The organism is Xenorhabdus budapestensis (genome assembly GCF_002632465.1).
GTDB lineage: Bacteria > Pseudomonadota > Gammaproteobacteria > Enterobacterales > Enterobacteriaceae > Xenorhabdus > Xenorhabdus budapestensis.
On the sequence record NZ_NIBS01000005.1, the window covers coordinates 140068 to 159785 of the forward strand.

Sequence of the window (19718 nt, forward strand, 5' to 3'; positions counted from 1 at the left end):
GCCATTCCCTCCATTTTCCCAAAATTCGCCTTATATCCGTGAGTGAATGCCTTAAAACAGAGGATAAGACAATTCATGACAAAACATCTGAATGACATGTCAGAACAACATACCCAAACACAAGCGTACTGGAACGGTGTACTGGCGATGACGCTGTGCGTATTTGCCCTCGTGGCATCAGAGTTTATGCCTGTCAGCCTATTAACACCAATCTCCCGTGATCTGGGCGTCAGCGAGGGGCTGGCTGGTCAGGGAATTACAATCTCCGGTGCTCTGGCAGTGCTGACCAGTCTGTCGATATCCACGCTTGCCAGGAACATAAGCCGTAAACTGCTGCTGGGGATGACATCCTTGATGGTGTTTTCCAGTGTAGTGATAGCACTGGCACCTAATTACCTAACCTATATGGCAGGACGTGCGCTGATCGGAATCGCTATTGGCGGTTTCTGGTCCATGTCGGCGGCGGCAGCCATTCGTTTAGTACCGCAACATCAAGTACCTCGCGCACTGGCGATTTTCAACGGTGGCAATGCACTGGCGACAGTCATCGCCGCACCGCTAGGGAGTTACCTAGGCTTAGTGATGGGCTGGCGTGGCACATTTTTCTGCCTTGTACCGATCGCGCTGATTGCATTTATCTGGCAGTGGCTCAGTCTGCCCGCCATAAAGTACGAAAAAAATGGTTCTCCTTCAGGCAATATTTTTCGTTTGTTTAAACGGCCACTCGTCGTCTCAGGGCTGACAGCCTGTGGGATTTTTTTTATGGGGCAATTTACCTTCTTTACCTACGTGCGTCCGTTCCTTGAGACGGTCACCCATGTCGGTATACCGGCACTGTCGATGATTTTACTGACAATTGGTATTGCCGGTTTTGTAGGGACTCTGGTCATCGGCACGTTCCTGAAAACGGGGTTTTATCAAACGCTTATTGCCATCCCATTACTGATGATGGCAATTACCGGTGCGTTGATGGCATTCGGTCATAAAGTCTGGATCGTTGCTCCGTTGCTCGGAGTCTGGGGATTGGTTGCCACCGCCGCGCCCGTCGGTTGGTGGACCTGGATCGCCAGAACGTTACCGCAGGACGCCGAAGCAGGTGGCGGTTTAATGGTGGCAGTCATCCAACTGTCTATTGCTCTGGGTTCCACCATAGGGGGACTGACCTTTAACCACAGCGGTTATCGAAGCCTATTCATCACCAGTGGCGTACTACTAATGCTTGCCGCCTGTCTGGCTTTTTTGACTTCACGAACACACTGACGGAGTAATCAACATAGTAACCGGCGTGCATATGCCCGCTTATCTAAACCTTCAATGAGGATATTTCCATGAAAACTTTGACCATGCTGTTAGGGCTGTTAATCAGCTCATTCGCTGCAACGGGAGCAGATATGTCTAACGGTGCAGATAATTTTTACAAAAGCAATAAAGTTACCCTGCAAAAAGTGACTTTTAAAAACCAGTACCAGATGAATGTTACTGGGAATCTGTTCATCCCGAAAGACATGGATCAGGACACTAAAAATCCGGCAATAATCATTGGCCACCCAATGGGTGCTGTAAAAGAGCAGAGCGCAAATCTGTATGCTCAGAAACTGGCTGAACAAGGCTTTATAACGTTAGCTATCGACCTTTCTTTCTGGGGTGAGAGCGAAGGCCAGCCACGCAATGCCGTTTCTCCAGACATCTATGCGGAAGACTTCAGCGCCGCAGTGGATTATCTCGGCACCCGCCCATTTGTGGACAGAAATCGTATCGGTATGCTGGGCATCTGTGGTAGCGGCAGCTTTATTATCAGCGCGGCCAAAATCGATCCTCGTATGAAGGCGATTGCCACTGTTAGCATGTACGACATGGGTTCCGCTAACCGTAACATGCTCAACCATTCCTTAACACTGGAACAACGTAAGAAAATCATCGCCAATGCAGCAGAGCAGCGTTATGTCGAGTTCACCGGGGGCAAAACTAAATACACCAGTGGTACTGTGCATAAGATTGATGAAAACTCGTCACCGATTGAGAAAGAGTTTTATGATTTCTACCGTACACCTCGCGGTGAGTTTACGCCGAAAGGCTCCTCACCAGAGCTGACTACGCATCCGACACTGACCAGCAACGTGAAGTTTATGAATTTCTATCCGTTCAACGATATCGAAACCATTTCACCGCGTCCGATGCTGTTTATCACCGGAGATCAGGCACATTCGAAGGAATTCAGTGAAGATGCCTACAAGCGTGCTGCTGAACCTAAAGAATTGTATATCGTTCCAGGCACGGGCCATGTTGACCTGTATGATCGTACCAATCTCATTCCTTTCACGAAACTGACTTCATTTTTCAAAGATAATTTAAAGTAATACGCAATTGAACAAAGATTATTTGAAGCCACTTCTATATAGAGTGGCTTTTATATAGAGTGGCTTTTGGTTTTTTTGTAATATATTCCCCACTGTCCTGTTTTCTCCAAAATATTAAAATCTAATGCTTCTTGTTTTGAAAAAACAACTAAAGGGAATAAAATCATACATAGCCCAATTAAATATTTCATATTCAATCTCTTATTTTAGATAACTATCAGACAACTTATAAAAATCTTGCCCTTGTAATGAAAATACTTTTATGAAATTTGGACCAGGAGAGCCACGCCCGATTGTTCTCCATGCAACTATCTCTACATTAGATATTTTATTACTTTTTGCTATATTTATGGCATTTGTAATTAATCGTCGGTAGGCTAAAAATTTCGAGTGAGTTCCATCATTCGCAGTCGCGATCATACTATCAATTCTGTCCTTTATATCATTTTTAATATTAGGGTATTGCTGAAATCCTTCTATTGTCCGAGGCCCTGAAATTAGTCCAATTAATTTATTTCCATGTTTTGGTACATCAAGTTCATGTGCTTTAGGGGACTTAACTCTGTTTAATAAGGCATCATGCATATACTGCATAGTATCTTTAGCTTCTTTTTCATCATACTTTGTTCCCAATGAATCTGGAGATTTTGTCTCCGCCAACAACACCATCAACATCGCTTTCTGTTCAGGAGTCAGATAAAAGACAGTTTCATTAAGTAACGTCCGGTTATTCCGCATAATAATAAATTTAGACATAGTTATTTATCTTTTTTTTGGTTAAATCCGTTCCCTAACCCATTGCATTATAATAAAAATGTCTTATGAACAAATCAAACTAGTGTCCAGTAAGACAGCTCTTATTTTTTAATTATGCTTTTCATCTTTCAGAGTATAATTATCAACAATAGAAATTATTTATTACCGTTCTATATCCTCAGTGTTTGTGACAATCAATACATAAAAAATATAGACAATCCATTTATTTCAGTAAGTTATGTGACAAACATCAATTTTAAACATGCACTTCTAAAATATTACTTTAAAAAGTTAATCGGTTTCTGATTCTCCTGATAGAGTTATTAATTAATTTAATAAAAAATTTATCCTCAACACCTATTGGATTGCTCAAACATCCACAAATCCTAAAAATTAAAAATAAGGAAAGATATGTCAAAGCTCGTTTATTATGTTGCCGCCACAATGGATGGTTATATCGCTACAGAAAACCATGAATTAGGTTGGTTAGAGACATTTACCCTCAGCGATGATGCCACTCCTTACGAGAAATTTTATCAAAGCATTGGCGCGGCAATTATAGGTGCAGGCACTTATGAATGGATTATGAAAAATACTTCTGGTCACTGGCCATATCAGAATATTCCCTCTTTTATTCTCTCCTCCAGAAATTTGTCCATTCCGGCAGAAATAAATGCTGTTGTCACGCATGATTCAGCCAATCAAATTGCTGTCAAAGCAAAAGCGGCAGCTAAAGGTAAAGATGTTTGGGTCATTGGTGGAGGGAAAACGGCTGCATTTTTTGCAGATGCAGGAGAATTACAACAACTGTTTATTACTACGGTTCCCGTGTTTTTAGGCTCAGGCATTCGCGTTCTGCCAGTCAGCCATTCGATTCAGGCAATACCTAATAAACAGCAATTGTTGAGCAGTGGCGCAATCGAAACCATTATGGATATCAAGTCAACAGCATGATTATTTGCAAAAGGTATCGCCGTGGCCCTGTTCCCCTATTCTCGCCTTGTCTATATCTTTGAGGCCGTTCAGGCAGCAATATTGCCACAGGCTGAATTAGCAAAACGCTTTGCAGTTTCCAGCCGGACTATCCGTACAGATATAGCTGAATTGAATGATATTCTGCGCGATTATGGAACGCAGATCTTTTATAAACGTAAGGTCGGTTATACTCTTCACATTGAAGATCCTTCACTATTTGCTTCCCTGATCCAACAAAAGCAGACGATCAGAACGATCCCACACACAGCCGATGATCGCATTGATGCTTTGCTCTTCAAACTGCTAATGGGTTCAGCACCCATCAAACTGGATAATATTGCGGAAGAATGGTCTATCAGCCGTAGCACGCTGCAACATGGTATGGGCGTTATACGTGAGATCTTAAGCAAATATCCCCTGCAATTGGAAAGTACTCCCCATTTGGGTACTAAATTAAGTGGCGATGAAAGATTAATTCGTGCCTGCCTGACGGATACTTTGATCCACCGCTTTTTACTGGCTTTTGAACCCTCTCTCAGCCAGTTCAGGCCGGATATTCTGACCAATATCGATCTGACCTATATTGAAAAAAACCTGCAAAACAGCCTGACCCGATTTGATATCCGCTTGACCAGTGAAGGGCGACAATATCTGATATTCAACTGTGCGGTTTCTATTCTCAGAATGAGTCACAGCCATCGACTTCCCTCTGGTTCAGTCAGTGAGCTGGATAACGCGATCCAAAATGCAGTACATGAAATTTCAAAAGCATTGAGTCTCTTTTGGAACAATGGTATGCCTGCCGCAGAAACATTCTATCTCGGCAGGCAGATCGCTGCTCAGCGAATTCCAAAACCGAATACTCTCACCAGTCAACTCACTGATAGCCATCAATGGGTGGGAGATATCCTTAACTACATCAGTCAATCCTATAACTATGACTTATGTCATGACAGCAAGTTAAGACACGATCTTGCGGCTCATTTAGCGGTATTAGTCAGCCGGTTACAGAATCAAATCAATACGAAAAACCCGCTGTTAGCCGAGATCAAACTATATTATCCGTTCGCCTATGATGTGGTCGTCAGCGCTCTGAGCCGTATAGAAGATCAATTTCCTTGTGTTGTTGGTGAAGATGAACTTGGCTATCTGGCTGTACATATCGGCGTTGGCCTTGAGCGTCATTATAACCGGGTTAACCATGTGCTGATCGTCACCGATGTTGGTAATGCTACCCAACGGATGATCGAGGCCCAAATTGCCCGTGAATTCCCCCAACTCAGTATCCAACGTGTCTTGCTGCCTCACGAATACGATTTATTAGAATATGTGGAAGAGAACTTCGTCATCACAACTTTGCACTTGCATGAAAAAAATAAACCTGTCACCAAAATCTCCGCATTTCCGACTTCCTATCAACTGAAGCAGATTCGGCAACTGGTCATGCAGGATCAGACCTATCCTTACATTCTTGAACGTTTTTTTGATGAACGTTATTTCATGATTATCAAAGATGAAATGACTCAGAAAGACTTGTTTAAAAAGGTTTGCCGTAAATTACAGGCAGATGGCTATGTGGAAGAAAACTTCTGCGCTTCGTTGACCGAACGGGAATCGATTATCTCCACGCTATTAGGTGAGAATATTGCACTGCCGCACACATTAGGGTTATTGGCACTAAAAACAGTTGTCGTCACCATCCTTGCCCCTAAAGGAATTGAATGGAACAAGGAAACAAAAGAGCAGGCAAACGTTATTTTCCTGCTTGCTATCAGCAAAGATGATTATGAAGAAGCCATGGCGATTTATGATCTGTTTGTTACATTCGTCAGGGAAAAAGCGACAAAAAGACTATTGCGGAGCAGAAACTTCCTTGATTTTCAGATAATAGCCAGAGACAGTCTTACCCGCTCTCGCTGAATAAATATGTGTCGATTATCAAACATCAGCAGAAACCAAAGATTATAATGTGACCAGATTCGCAGGTTGAGAAAATTCTCCCTCCCTGTTTTTTACTCAAATATGCCCCAAAATCCCACAGTGGCTAACCATTTTCAGTTAATTTCCACTTTGAAACGGAAATCAGCCAACTCCAAAGCCGAAAATAAAATCGCTAAAGTCATCTCAGTAAAAAAACACCACGTTAGCCTAATGGTCGATTTGATGGGGAAACCAGTTATGAATAATCTCCCTGTGCGTTTCAACATGGCAAAAGAGACTCATGATCCCGAAATTGTCAGCCAAAAATTACTGAGGCTTATTGGTGTATGGCTGGAAGAGGCGGGTGCTTATACCACCGAAGTTCAGCAACAGATGTTGGAATTTCATGTCAAATCTATGGTCATGAGAGCCAAAACAAAAGAGCCTTTGCCAGAAGTGGATTATTCTCTGTTTGATGAAATCTCACCAGAATCCATCACATTGGCTGCCCAAGTCGTCGAATCCCTCCCCGGATTAGCCGCCGAAGAGGTTTATCTGCTATCTGTGCACTTTGAAATTGCACGTTCCAATCCTTAACCGTCAGAGACAAGGTTTTCGGGAATCGTATTTTGGCAAGGATATTTTGGAGATAACATTATGAAAAAACAAATCATTGTGGTGATTGGTGATCGTTTAGGTAAAGGACAAAATGTGGCTGCCGGTGTTGAAGCTGCTGGCGGCAAAGCGATAGTCATTTCCGGCATAGCCGCAGATATGAAACTGGGTGATGTAATGCACAGTGAACACGGGGATATCGGTATCTCTTTCTGCGGAAGTGGAGGTGCTGGCGCAATCACGGCACAGAACAAATATGGCTATAAAATTCGCCACGGTATGCGTTCCATTGAAGAAGGCGAAACCGCCATCCACGAAGGCTGTACTGTGCTTGGATTTGGTTTTATGGATAAAGCTGAGCTGGGCGAACGCCTTGTACGGGCTTTTTTATCCACAAAATCAAACAGTCAAAAACAGGAAAGTTAATCATGAAATCGGTGCTCGAAACCTCAGTTAGGGTCAGCGGCGTCGGTGATACTAAACAAAAAGCCGTCTCCGATGCGCTGAATGCAGTACAACGCACGGTACTGAAAGGAACATCCCACCTGATCCTGCGCATTGAACCGAAGGATGTTGCCATTATCAAAGCCACCAGCACAGTGACAACAGATAAGTTCCTGTTCTTTTTCCTGCCTCGTCAACGTGAACACTATTCCGTTGTACTGGATGTTTTCGTCAATGTCACCTTGCTGGATGTACAAGCCATTCATTTCAGTCAATTATCGTAAAGCCTGATTGATATGGGGAAAATCTTATGGGAGCTACAGCGTCATTTCTCGAAATACTCAGTATGTCATTCCTGATTGGTGGCCTGTGCGGTTTTGGCCTCGGTGCTGGAGCAGCCCGCATGTTCCATGCTCCGACAGTACAGGGAATGGGCGCTTTCCGCACACTAGGAGAATTAAATTCCTGCGAAGGTGATCCCGCATCCCACTTCTCTTTTGGACTTGGTTTCTTCTTTAACGCTTGGGCTTCATCCGTCGCTGCCGGAGCGTTCACACAAGATGTCGATCATCGCATTATTCCCAATTGGGGAGCCGCTGCCCTGATGATCAAGAACCGCAATGTAGCAGAGACGCTGCATAACCCCAAAAGAATGGCCATTGCCTGTGGGATCGTCGGTGCACTGTTAGTCGCTTTCCTGAACACCACCGCTTCTGCTGTTCCGACAGCTTTACAAACTACCGCCACCAATGTGTTGGTGCCTGCTGCTAATTTACTGGTCAATACCGTGATGCCTGTACTGTTTTGGCTGGCAGCTATGGATGCCGGTCGCCGCTCCGGTTTCTGGGCCACCCTGTTTGGCGGCTGCGCGCAATTGATTATGGGGAATGCCATTCCCGGTCTGGTTCTCGGTATCCTGATCGGGAAAGGCGTCGATGACAATGGCTGGAATAAAGTGACCCGAACCATGCTGGTCGCCGTCGTTTTACTGTTTGTCCTCAGCGGCTTCTTCCGTGAATTCGATCTTAAACTATTGACCGTTTTCACACTGGAAACGCCGAACTGGCTGCAACATATCCATCAACTATTGAGTGGAAAATAATATTGAGTGGAAAATAACCATGAATACAGAACTGAACAAAAGCGATTTCTGGTATGCAGAATGGACATTCCCGCTGTTTGTCGGTCTGCTGTCAGCCGGAATTTTTGCCGGTACACATATGTACGTCGTATATGGATTCGGCGCATTCAATGAAGTGGCATTCGTCGCTATGTTGCGCTCCGGCATTGATACCGGAGCTTACGGCGCAGTGGCCGCATTCGGAGCCAGTTTTCTGTTCGCCCGGATCATCGAAGGTTCATTAGTCGGGATCCTGGATATCGGTGGTGCCCTGCAAACGGGTATCGGTTTGGGTGTTCCTGCGCTGCTGCTGGCAGGGGGTTTTGATTTTCTGGTCACCAATTTCTGGGCTTCACTGCTCACTGGCATGTTATTGGGTGTTGCGGTCGGACTACTCATTATCCTTGCCCGGAAATTCACCGTTAATCAGGGAAATTCCACCTTTGGAGCGGATGTCATGATGGGTGCCGGTAACGCTTCCGGTCGCTTTCTCGGCCCATTAATCATTCTGGCAGCGATGGCGGCTTCGATTCCCATTGGTATCGGTTCACTGGTTGGTGCGCTACTCTTTTATTTATGGAAAAAACCGGTTGCAGGTGGCGCTATTTTGGGTGCGATGGTACTCGGTTATTTCTTCCCTCTTTCTGCGTAAAGATCCTACGTAAAGAATCGCTATCATGTATGACTTAATCATCAGACAGGGAAAACTCATCAACGGAGATATCATTGATATCATCGTTAATCATGGCAGGATAATCGATATCGGCCCTGCTGTGGCAACGGGATTGAATGCCAACAAAGAGATTAATTTGTACGGTCATTACCACATCAGCGCGGGCTGGATTGATGCCCACACGCATTGCTACCCACAATCTCCTCTCTATTTTGATGACCCAGATTTAATCGGCGTAGCCAGTGGTGTCACAACGGTGGTCGATGCCGGTAGCACAGGAGCGGATGATATTGACCATTTTTATACTACAGCACGTAAGGCGAAAACCCATGTCTACGCTTTCCTGAATATTGCCCGTACCGGTATCAGGAACCAGAACGAACTGGCAGATTTAACCCAGATTGACGATAACAGCCTGCAAGATGCCGTCAAACGCCATGCCGGATTTGTCATTGGCTTGAAAGCCCGTATGAGCAAAAGCGTGGTGGGCGAAAATGGCCTCCAACCTCTGCTCAAAGCAAAAATGATGCAGCAAAAGAACGGATTGCCATTGATGGTGCATATCGGCAATCCCCCACCCAATCTGGAGGAAATTGCTGATCAACTGGCCAAAGGCGATATCATCACCCACTGCTTTAACGGCAAACCGAACCGCATCCTTGATAACGAAGGTGATCTGAAACCCGCCATTCAACGGGCAATAGAGCGAGGGATCATCTTAGATGTAGGGCATGGTACAGAAAGTTTCAGCTTCAGGATTGCGGAACAAGCCATACGCTCCGCAGCCTATCCCCATATGATCAGTTCCGATATTTACCAACGAAACCGGATGGGCGGGCCGGTTTATAGCCTCGCTACCGTAATGAATAAATTCCTCAGTATGGGAGTTTCCCCTGAACGAGTCCTTAGCTGTGTCACGATCAATGCAGCAAATTTCCTGCGTTTGCCACGCAAAGGCCGGCTGGAACGTGGTTTTGATGGTGATATCACGATTTTTGAGCTGAAAAATCAACATATTGAGCTTGTGGATGCCGAAGGAGAAGTCAGAGTCGGCACTCAACAATTTATTCCCATTGCCGCTATCGTTTCTGGCACAGATATCGTAGTGGCAGATCCGATAGTGACCAACAGGAGCACTCACAATGACATCTCTGTATGAAAAATATCAATTGCGACAGGTCATCAATGCTGCCGGACGGATGACCGCACTGGGCGTTTCAACACCACGTCCTGACGTGATTGAACAGGTCACCACAGGACTTCACCATTATTTTGAGATGGATGACCTGATAAATAAAACAGGAGTATATATTGCCAATTTACTTGGCGTAGAAAACGCAGTTATCGTCTCCTGCGCTTCAGCAGGGATCGCCCAATCTGTGGCAGCGGTGATAACCAAAGATGACAATGACTTGGTATTTAATCTGCACAACTCAGGGAAATCCATTCCCCGTGACATCATCATTGCCAAAGGACATAACGTAAACTTTGGTGCTCCTGTTGAGACGATGATGACATTGGGTGGCGGCAGAGTCATCGAAGCAGGTTTTGCCAACGAATGCACTCCCTTTCAACTGGCCGCTAAAATCACCTCTCAAACCGCTGCTATCCTCTATATCAAATCACACCATGCTGTCCAGAAAAGTATGCTGACTGCCGCACAGGCGGCTGACATCGCACATCAGCACAACCTGCCTTTAATTGTGGATGCCGCAGCCGAGGAAGATTTAACCCTTTATTACCAGCAAGGCGCGGATTTGGTGATCTACAGCGGAGCCAAAGCGATTGAAGGCCCTACCAGCGGCTTGGTGATTGGCAGACAACCTTATGTTGAGTGGGTTAAACGGCAAAGTCACGGTATCGGGCGCGCCATGAAAATCGGCAAAGAGGGCATTCTTGGCCTGACATTAGCTATCGAGCAGTACCTTAAAGCCAAAAAAGAAACCGGTACTGAGATGATCGCAAGATTGGAACCATTTATTGAAAAACTTAATCACATTCCCGGCATATCCGCCAAAATCGTCTGGGACAGCGCTGGTCGCGATATAGCACGGGCTGAGATTACTTTCGACGAACAAAGAATTAATAAAAATACATTTGAAATTCTGGCACAACTCCGACAAGGCAATATTGCGATTTATTTTCGGGAATATAAAGCCAATGAAGGTAAAGTGGAGGCGGATATCCGTAGTGTTTCTACACAACAACTTGATACGATTGCTGCGGAAATCAGACGGGTTGTAATACAGGAATGACAAATATTTTTAACGCCAAAAAGTACATCATCCCTTAGATTCCAAGTTGCAACCAGCAAATCTGCAACTTGGAAAACAACGGATATATTCTCGATGCTTCTTTCATTGCTCAAATTAATTTCGGCATAAAAGGGTAAGATAGTGGACATAAATAAATACAATGTCAGTGAAAAATTATTTTCATTAGCAAAATTCAGTAAAGAAACCCGACAAAATTTACAAATCCCCGAACTCTCTGGTCGGGAATTTAAAACCGCAAAATATTGCCATGATTTAATGATCTGGCCAAACCTTTAATTGCATTTCGCGCTGATATGGATGCGCTCGCCATGTCCGATATGACTAATAATGACCATAGATCTTATTTTTCAGTTAAATGAGAATACACATTAACAAAGCTATAAAATTCGTTTTCATTTTTAGCATTAATAGATAATAAATATAATAAAAACAACATCCATCACACATACCTATTAATTTCCAAGGAAATTAAAACCACTAAAACAATAAATTTAAGTAATATAAAAAGTATTATATTTTCACACTAATAGAATAAAGTGTGATCTAAAACTCAAACAACGTATCTTTTCATATTCAAAATTCTGAAATCTGACTAGGATGGACTGGCTATTACTTCATTCTATGAATTATCTCATCATAAAAGTAATCATTCTGTTATACCCTATGGATTTCAAGATGCAGTGAGGCGGCAAGGGAACGAATTTGCCCAGCCAAAGGCTGGCTTCCGGTGAGAGGCAGGAGCCTTTCATTAATCCCCAAGAGCATAGATAACTATGTGACTGGGATAAGTGAACGTAGCCAACAAAGCTGCAACCTGAAAGACGACGAGTATAGCACCAATTTACGTTATTCAATTCACTACTCCTGCCATATAAAGGAGAAAAGGCATGAAGAAAAAACAAATAAATCAAAAGGATATTGATAATCTTATTAGGTTAATCGGGGGGCAAGAGAATATTGCTTCCGTAAGCCATTGTATCACCAGACTTAGGTTCGTTCTTAATACACCAGAAAAAGCCGATGCCAAAGCTATTGAAGAATTACCAATGGTAAAAGGTTGTTTCACTAATGCCGGCCAGTTCCAAGTGGTCATCGGGACGAATGTAGATATCTACTATAAAGCTCTGCTCACCGCCACCGGAAAGCAGTCGGCCAATAAAGAAGAGGTCAAACAGGCCGCGCGACAAAATATGAAATGGTATGAAAATGCAATTTCACATTTTGCTGAGATCTTCTTCCCATTGCTGCCTGCCCTTATCAGTGGCGGTCTGATATTAGGCCTCCGCAACTTGATCGGGGGAATTCCATTCAGTGAAGAAAAATCCCTCGCTCAGATGTATCCAATCTGGCAAACCATCTATGATTTCCTCTGGCTGATTGGTGAAGCCATATTTTTCTATCTGCCTGTCGGTATTTGCTGGTCTGCCGTTAAAAAAATGGGAGGAACCCCCATTCTGGGCATCGTTCTGGGGATCACTCTGGTCTCCCCACAATTAATGAACGCCTACTTACTTGGGCAACAGGTGCCTGATGTCTGGAATTTCGGCTGGTTTACCATCTCCAAAGTGGGTTATCAGGCTCAGGTTATACCTTCCCTGATGGCTGGTCTGGCCTTAGGATGGATTGAAACACGCTTGAAGAAGCTGGTGCCGGATTATCTTTATCTGGTGATTGTTCCGGTCGTTTCCCTGTTGCTGGCAGTTTTCCTTGCCCATGCGCTAATTGGCCCGATTGGGCGTGTGATCGGTGATGGTGTTGCATGGTGTGTCAAAGGGCTGATGACCGGAAGTTTTGCTCCGATTGGTGCCGCTTTGTTTGGCTTCTTCTATGCTCCACTGGTTATCACTGGCGTGCATCAGACTACATTGGCCATTGACCTGCAAATGATCCAAAGCACAGGCGGAACACCTATCTGGCCAATCATTGCCCTGTCCAATATTGCTCAAGGCTCTGCGGTTATCGGGATTATCTGGGCGAGCAAAAAAGAAAAAGAGCGGGAGATTTCAGTTCCGGCGGCGATTTCAGCCTATCTCGGCGTTACCGAACCTGCCATGTATGGTATTAACCTGAAATACCGCTACCCCATGTTCTGTGCAATGATTGGAACCAGCCTGGCGGGTCTGGTATGTGGACTCAATCATGTTACTTCCTATGGCATCGGTGTGGGAGGAATACCGGGTCTTCTGTCCATCAAACCCCAGTTCTGGGTAATCTACCTTATTGCCATGCTTATCGTTATTGTTATGCCAATGGTACTTACCATTCTGATGTATCGCAGGAATGAGCGCAAAGTCGCATTGGCTAATAGAGCAGCAAGTTAACTAGTTAATAGGATACAGGTTAATAGGAATTGTTATGACTGAACAACAACCGTGGTGGTTAGACAGTACTATCTACCAGATTTACCCAAAAAGTTTTCAGGATAGTACAGGAAGTGGTACGGGAGACATTAATGGGATCACCCAACGTCTGGATTATTTACAGCGCCTCGGTGTAGGCGCTATCTGGATCACACCAATTTATCCATCTCCACAGATAGACAATGGCTATGATGTTGCCGATTACTGCGCCATTAATTCTGATTATGGAACAATGGAAAACTTTGATAATCTGGTGGAAAATGCCCATCGTCGTGGCATTCGCATCATTTTAGATATGGTCTTTAACCACACCTCAACCGAGCATCCATGGTTTAAGGCGGCACAAGATATTAATAGCCCTTATCGCCAGTTTTATATCTGGCGGGAAAGCGCTAACGATTCCGTTCCTAATAACTGGAAATCCAAATTCAGCGGTAACGCGTGGCAGTGGCATCCAGAGAGCCAACAGTATTACCTTCATCTGTTTGCTGTAGAACAAGCTGATTTGAACTGGGAACATGAACCCGTTCGAACCGAGCTGAAGAAAATCTGTGAGTTCTGGGCCGACCGTGGCGTTGATGGACTAAGATTGGATGTGGTTAACCTCGTCTCAAAACAACAGGACTATCCTAATGATGAGCATGGTGATGGCCGCTGTTTTTATACCGATGGCCCGCGGATACATGAGTTTTTGCAGGAGATGAGCCGTGATGTTTTCCAACCTAAGGGATTGATGACTGTCGGAGAGATGTCCTCCACACGCCTTGAACACTGTGTCCACTATAGCGCATTGGATGGCAAAGAACTCTCCATGACGTTTAATTTTCATCATCTGAAAGTTGATTACCCTAATGGTGAGAAATGGACTCTAGCCAAGCCTGATTATATTGAGCTGAAAAGGATTTTTTCGACATGGCAACAGGGCATGCATCAAAAAGCCTGGAACGCACTTTTTTGGTGTAACCACGATCAACCCCGCATTGTTTCCCGGTTTGGTGATGAAAACCAACACCATAAAACATCTGCCAAAATGTTAGTGATGGTGCTACACGGCATGCAGGGAACACCCTATATTTATCAGGGTGAAGAGCTGGGTATGACAAATCCTCACTTTAAGCGTATCGAAGACTATCGGGATATTGAAAGCCTGAATATGTATCAAGAGCGTATTGAAAAAGGCGTACAGTCAGAAGAAATTCTGGCAATTCTGGCACAGAAATCCCGTGACAATAGCCGAACACCGATGCAATGGGATGATTCCAGCAACGCTGGTTTTACTTCGGGTACTCCGTGGATCGCTACTTGCGATAATTATCGTGAAATCAATGTAGAAGCAGTATTACTGGACAAAGATTCTGTATTTTACTGCTACCAAGATTTGATTAAGTTAAGAAAAACACAACCCATCCTAACTCATGGTGATTATCTGGATCTTTTACCCGACCATCCTTCACTGTGGTGTTATTTGCGTCGTTGGCAGGATCAAACTCTGTTGGTTATAGCCAATCTAAGTGATGAAACACAACTTTGGTCTCAAGATCCTGAACTCACACATCAAGATTGGCGGGTACTCATCAGTAATTATCCATCATCAGCAAAAAAAATAGAGAAAGAAATTAAGCTCAATCCTTATGAAGCAATATACTTAATTTCAACATAACAATATTATTTATGTATTTCATTTCATCATAATATATTGTTTATAAGGTGATTTAAATATTATACCTCACCAAATAAAAGGTAAGGTATAATATTAACCAGAAAGAAAAATTATAAATAAAAACGGTAAGAAAATAATATATCGCCCCAGTACAAAGAAAATTCCACATCCAGCTTTACTTTCATTCACTCCTGCTATACTTAAAATAAAATATACCCGTCGTCTTTCAAGTTACATCTTGAAATCCATAAGGTATATACCAATATAACCACCTTTCAAATTACAGTTTTGTTTAATTTAAATAGAGGGAATAAACATGAAAACACTTAGAAAATATATAGCGTACAGTTTATCTTTGAGTATGATACTTTTTGCGAGTAGTGCTTTCACTAAAGACAGCACAGTGCAAAATGATCATAAAATAGAAAATAATAAAACCATCCATAAACCATCTGTTTTTTCCGCATATTATAATGCACACTTCAAAAATAATAGCAAAACTGCCAAAGTAAATATTATATATGAAGGCTCCCTATGTATGTATAATGCCGGGCCATCAGATGATATAATCTTAGCGCCTCAACAAGAAAGAAATTTTAGCTTAGAAGATAATAATAATTTCTTTAGTTTTTGCCGTTATTCGGATAAATTGGTTAGATGGACTATTGTCTATCATAAGCCAAACGCTAGGGCACAAGCCTGTAATGTAAAATTGCGCACAACATTCATTAACATAATAACAGGCTGGCGTACCTATTTTACTCATGAGGAGTCAGAATGCATGTTTCCTGTTAAATTTATCTGTGACGGCAGTGAATCAGATTGTCAGAATGGATATGTAAGTCGTGATGGAACGCAGATCACTATGGAAGTAAATGATTAACAAAGTGAATACTGACTGACTATATATAAAAAGACACTGGTTTAATGACTGGGAATTCATGCAGTAGCAATATATTCATGATTCTGCTTCATAGCATTTGTACAAAAGCTATGCCATACTTTTTTAATCTCAAACACGGAGTATGCCACTATGTTTTACTTAAGATACTTAACTTATTTGGGGATTAGTCGCAGAATTTATTTGCCGTCTTTTTGCTTTACCCATCATCAGCAAAAAAATAGAGAAGGAAATTAAGCTCAATCCTTATGAAGCAATATATTTAATTTCAACATAACAATATTATTTATATATTCAATTCCATCATAATATATTGTTTATAAGGTAATTTTAATATTATGCCTAGCCAAATAGAAGGTGAGGCATAATATTAATCAGAAAGAAAAATTATAAATAAAAACGGTAAAAAAATAACATATCTTCCCAGTACAAATAAAATCCCACATCCAGCTTTACTTTCATTCACTTCTGCTATACTTAAATATAAAGCATACCAATATAGCCACCTTTTCAAATTACAGCTTTGTTGACTGACATTCTCTTGTTGTCACACTGTATTTTGAACGTAATTAAATAATTTTTTTAATTTAAATAGAGGGAATAAACATGAAATCACTTAAAAAATATATAGCATACAGTTTATCTTTAAGTATGATACTTTTTGCGAGTAGTGCTTTCACTAAAAATAACACAGTGCAAAATGATCATAAAATAGAAAATAACAAAACCATCCATAAGCCATCTGTTTTTTCAGCATATTATAACGCGCACTTCAAAAATAATAGCAAAACCGCCAAAGTAATCATTACACGTACAGGATACCAATGTATGTATAATGCCGGGCCATCAGATGACATAACCTTACTCCCTCAACAAGAAAGAAACTTTAGCTTAGAAGATAGTAATAATTTCATTGGCAAATGCCATTCATTGGATAAATGGGTTACATGGTCTATTGTGTCTTATAAGGCAAGCGCCTGGGGAAAACGCTGCAATGTAGAATTGCACACAGCATACATTGATATGATGACAGGCTGGCGTACCTATTTTACTCCTGTGAATGTGGATACAGAGTGCGAGATTCCTATTAAATTTATTTGTGACGGCAATGAATCAAATTGTCAGAATGGATATGTAAGCCGTGATGGAACACAGATCACTATGGAAATAACTAATTGATTTTTATTTCTATTAATAATAGTGACTGATTATTTATAAAAAGACACTGGTTTAATGGCTTGGAATTATTTTTTTAATCTCAAACGAAGAGACGAGGAGTATGCTATTTTTTTAACATAACCAACGTGAAATAAACTTATTTAACTGCTTATTATGATTATGAAACCAGCAATAACATTTGCTGGTTTTTTCTTTCCTATTATTTGACGTTGCGCCTATCACTGATGTTATCACGCTATTTCACAGATCACTGATATAAAAAGAGAGTAATTATTCACATAAAATGGCGGCATTTGCAGTGAACTCACGATATCTTATTTCCGTCTTTCAACACCAACCCTTTGGGATAGTGGTATACCCAAATATACTAATAAGGCGCTAATTATGACTAATCCATTACTAGAATCTTCTGGACTACCCAAATTTGCTTCTATTAAAGCAGAACATGTTGTACCAGCTGTAAAGGAAAGGTTAGCCAACTATCGTCAGGTGATTGAGAAAGTTCTGGCCGAAAATACCCCATTTACCTGGGATAATTTGTGCCAACCAATCTCTGAAGCGAAAAATCAATTTGGACGTGTCTGGTCTCCGATCAAGCACCTCAATGCCGTTAAGAATAGCCCGGAATTCCGGGTGGCTTATGAGCAGTGCCTCCCCATACTTGCCGAGTTCAATACTTGGATGGGACAGCACAAAGGATTATATCAGGCGTATAAGTCACTAAAAGAAAATCCGGCGTTTAGGGAGCTATCCCAATCGCAGCGCAAAGCCATTGAAGATACGCTGCTTGATTTTACATTGTCCGGCGTTGCTTTACCGGAAGAGAAACAAAAACGCTACGGTGAGATCACTGCCCGTTTATCTGAACTTAGTTCCCAGTTTGGCAATAATGTACTGGATGCCACTATGGGGTGGACTAAGCTCATCACTGATAAATACTATCTGTCGGGTTTGCCTGAAAGCACCCAAAATGCGGCCAAAGCCGCCGCCAGAGCGAAAGAATTGCATGGCTGGTTACTGACACTGGATCCCCCCATTTATAATTCTGTCATGAGCTATGCTGATGACCGTGACTTGCGTGAAGAAATATATACCGCCTATATAACTCGCGCTTCTGAGCTAGGGCCGAATGGCTGCAAATGGGACAATACCTCGATTATGGCGGAAATTCTCGCTCTGCGTCATGAACTCGCTTTGCTGTTAGGCTTTAAGAACTACGCCGAAAACTCTCTCGCAACCAAAATGGCGAAGACACCAAAAGAAGTTCTGGATTTCTTAAACGATCTGGTCAACCGCGCTCATTGTCAGGGTGAAAGGGAGATGGAAGAACTTTGTGATTTTGCCTTCTCCCACTATTGGGTTGATAATCTGGAAAGCTGGGATGTGAAGTACTATAGCGAAAAACAGAAACAGCATGATTTCTCCTTTGATGAAGAACAGCTGCGTGTTTATTTCCCTGAACAACGCGCACTCAATGGGCTGTTTGAAGTTGTCCGCCGCATTTATGGTATTACCGCTAAAGAGCGCCATGATGTAGAAACCTGGCATCCTGATGTCCGTTTCTTTGACTTATATGATGAAAAGCAAACATTGCGCGGTAGCTGCTATCTGGATCTCTATGCCCGCGAAAATAAACGAGGCGGAGCATGGAAGAGCAACTATGTTGACAGAATGCGTCTTGCTTCCGGTGAGTTGCAGAAACCTGTCGTTTTTATTAACTGTAACTTCAATAGGCCTGTAGGTGATAAACCCGCTCTGTTCACACACTCGGAAGTGAAAACTCTGTTTCATGAATTCGGCCACGGTTTGCACTCCATGTTAACCCTGGTTGAAACCCTGGATGTTGCCGGCACTAACGGTGTACCGTGGGATGCTGTGGAATGTCCAAGCCAGTTTATGGAGAACTGGTGTTGGGAGCCAGAGGCATTGGAATTTATCTCTGGTCATTATGAAACCAAAGAGCCTCTGCCGAAAGAAATGTTGGATAATATGCTGGCAGCGAAGAATTTTCAGTCCGCTATGTCAGTGCTGCGTCAGTTGGAGTATGGTCTGTTTGATTTCCTCCTGCACGTTGAATATGACCCGGCTAAAGGCGCGCAAATTCTGCCAATATTGCAGTCAGTGAAAGAGCATGTTTCTGTGGTTCCATCACAGGATTATGATCGCTTCCCGAACTCTTTCAGCCATATTTTTAACGGCGGCTATGCAGCAGGCTACTACAGCTACATGTGGGCAGATGTGCTGGCTGCGGACGCTTACTCCCGCTTCTCTGAGGAGGGAATTTTCAACCGCACAACCGGTCAATCGTTCCTTGATGATTATCTGACTCTTGGTGGTTCGATAGATCCAATGACACTATTTATTCGCTTCCGTGGCCGTAAACCATCACTGGACGCACTACTGAAAAGACTTGGCATCACTGGATAATTATTTGTGTTAATTTGTTAAATTGTACGAATAAGGCGCTGATAACAGCGCCTTA

Annotated in this window: 18 protein-coding genes; 16 read left to right on the plus strand and 2 right to left on the minus strand. The window is 42.8% G+C overall.

What is annotated here, in order from left to right:
- Positions 1-75: 75 nt before the first annotated feature.
- Together Xbud_RS07250 and Xbud_RS07255 are read left to right on the plus strand one after the other, a co-directional pair.
- Complete coding sequence (locus Xbud_RS07250) at positions 76-1260, plus strand: MFS transporter (protein ID WP_099135433.1); 1185 nt, start codon at positions 76-78, stop codon at positions 1258-1260.
- 68 nt (positions 1261-1328) lie between these two features.
- Positions 1329-2357: an alpha/beta hydrolase gene (locus Xbud_RS07255; RefSeq protein ID WP_099135434.1), complete on the plus strand. Its 1029-nt coding sequence runs from the start codon at positions 1329-1331 to the stop codon at positions 2355-2357.
- A gap of 50 nt (positions 2358-2407) precedes the next feature.
- On the opposite strand, the gene Xbud_RS19770 is transcribed toward Xbud_RS07255, so the two are convergent.
- Together Xbud_RS19770 and Xbud_RS07260 are read right to left on the minus strand one after the other, a co-directional pair.
- Positions 2408-2548: a hypothetical protein gene (locus tag Xbud_RS19770; protein WP_169923033.1), complete on the minus strand. Its 141-nt coding sequence runs from the start codon at positions 2546-2548 to the stop codon at positions 2408-2410.
- Between the two features lie 10 nt (positions 2549-2558).
- Positions 2559-3113 carry a hypothetical protein gene (locus Xbud_RS07260; protein ID WP_099135435.1) on the minus strand — a complete coding sequence of 185 codons (555 nt, stop codon included), beginning with the start codon at positions 3111-3113 and terminating at the stop codon, positions 2559-2561.
- 411 nt (positions 3114-3524) lie between these two features.
- Between Xbud_RS07260 and Xbud_RS07265 the strand changes: the two genes are divergently transcribed.
- From Xbud_RS07265 to prlC, 14 genes are all read left to right on the plus strand, one after another.
- Complete coding sequence (locus tag Xbud_RS07265) at positions 3525-4067, plus strand: dihydrofolate reductase family protein (protein ID WP_099135436.1); 543 nt, start codon at positions 3525-3527, stop codon at positions 4065-4067.
- 21 nt (positions 4068-4088) lie between these two features.
- A complete protein-coding gene (locus tag Xbud_RS07270; protein ID WP_099135437.1) occupies positions 4089-6008 on the plus strand; it encodes a BglG family transcription antiterminator in 1920 nt (639 codons plus the stop codon).
- A 258-nt stretch (positions 6009-6266) separates the two neighbouring features.
- Positions 6267-6605 carry a transcriptional antiterminator gene (locus tag Xbud_RS07275; RefSeq protein WP_099135499.1) on the plus strand — a complete coding sequence of 113 codons (339 nt, stop codon included), beginning with the start codon at positions 6267-6269 and terminating at the stop codon, positions 6603-6605.
- 60 nt (positions 6606-6665) lie between these two features.
- Complete coding sequence (locus Xbud_RS07280) at positions 6666-7049, plus strand: SFCGS family glycine-rich protein (RefSeq protein WP_099135438.1); 384 nt, start codon at positions 6666-6668, stop codon at positions 7047-7049.
- A gap of 2 nt (positions 7050-7051) precedes the next feature.
- A complete protein-coding gene (locus Xbud_RS07285) occupies positions 7052-7351 on the plus strand; it encodes a DUF4312 family protein (protein ID WP_099135439.1) in 300 nt (99 codons plus the stop codon).
- Between the two features lie 26 nt (positions 7352-7377).
- The gene (locus tag Xbud_RS07290; protein ID WP_099135440.1) at positions 7378-8169 is read left to right on the plus strand and encodes a DUF4311 domain-containing protein; all 792 of its coding nucleotides are present in this window, start codon (positions 7378-7380) and stop codon (positions 8167-8169) included.
- A 19-nt stretch (positions 8170-8188) separates the two neighbouring features.
- A complete protein-coding gene (locus tag Xbud_RS07295) occupies positions 8189-8839 on the plus strand; it encodes a DUF4310 family protein (RefSeq protein ID WP_099135441.1) in 651 nt (216 codons plus the stop codon).
- A gap of 25 nt (positions 8840-8864) precedes the next feature.
- Positions 8865-10019 (plus strand): amidohydrolase/deacetylase family metallohydrolase, encoded by a 1155-nt coding sequence (locus Xbud_RS07300; protein WP_099135442.1) that lies wholly within the window; start codon positions 8865-8867, stop codon positions 10017-10019.
- Positions 10003-11115: a DgaE family pyridoxal phosphate-dependent ammonia lyase gene (locus Xbud_RS07305; RefSeq protein ID WP_099135443.1), complete on the plus strand. Its 1113-nt coding sequence runs from the start codon at positions 10003-10005 to the stop codon at positions 11113-11115. The genes Xbud_RS07300 and Xbud_RS07305 overlap by 17 nt, the downstream gene beginning before the upstream one ends.
- 908 nt (positions 11116-12023) lie before the next feature.
- Complete coding sequence (gene treB, locus Xbud_RS07310; protein ID WP_099135444.1) at positions 12024-13457, plus strand: PTS trehalose transporter subunit IIBC; 1434 nt, start codon at positions 12024-12026, stop codon at positions 13455-13457.
- A gap of 34 nt (positions 13458-13491) precedes the next feature.
- Positions 13492-15156, plus strand: coding sequence for an alpha,alpha-phosphotrehalase (treC, locus tag Xbud_RS07315; RefSeq protein ID WP_099135445.1), 1665 nt, complete (start codon positions 13492-13494; stop codon positions 15154-15156).
- A 316-nt stretch (positions 15157-15472) separates the two neighbouring features.
- On the plus strand, positions 15473-16039 hold the full coding sequence (locus tag Xbud_RS07320; RefSeq protein ID WP_099135446.1) for a hypothetical protein: 567 nt from the start codon (positions 15473-15475) through the stop codon (positions 16037-16039).
- 624 nt (positions 16040-16663) lie between these two features.
- A complete protein-coding gene (locus tag Xbud_RS07325; RefSeq protein ID WP_099135447.1) occupies positions 16664-17236 on the plus strand; it encodes a hypothetical protein in 573 nt (190 codons plus the stop codon).
- A 384-nt stretch (positions 17237-17620) separates the two neighbouring features.
- Positions 17621-19663, plus strand: coding sequence for an oligopeptidase A (prlC, locus tag Xbud_RS07330; protein WP_099135448.1), 2043 nt, complete (start codon positions 17621-17623; stop codon positions 19661-19663).
- Positions 19664-19718: the final 55 nt, after the last annotated feature.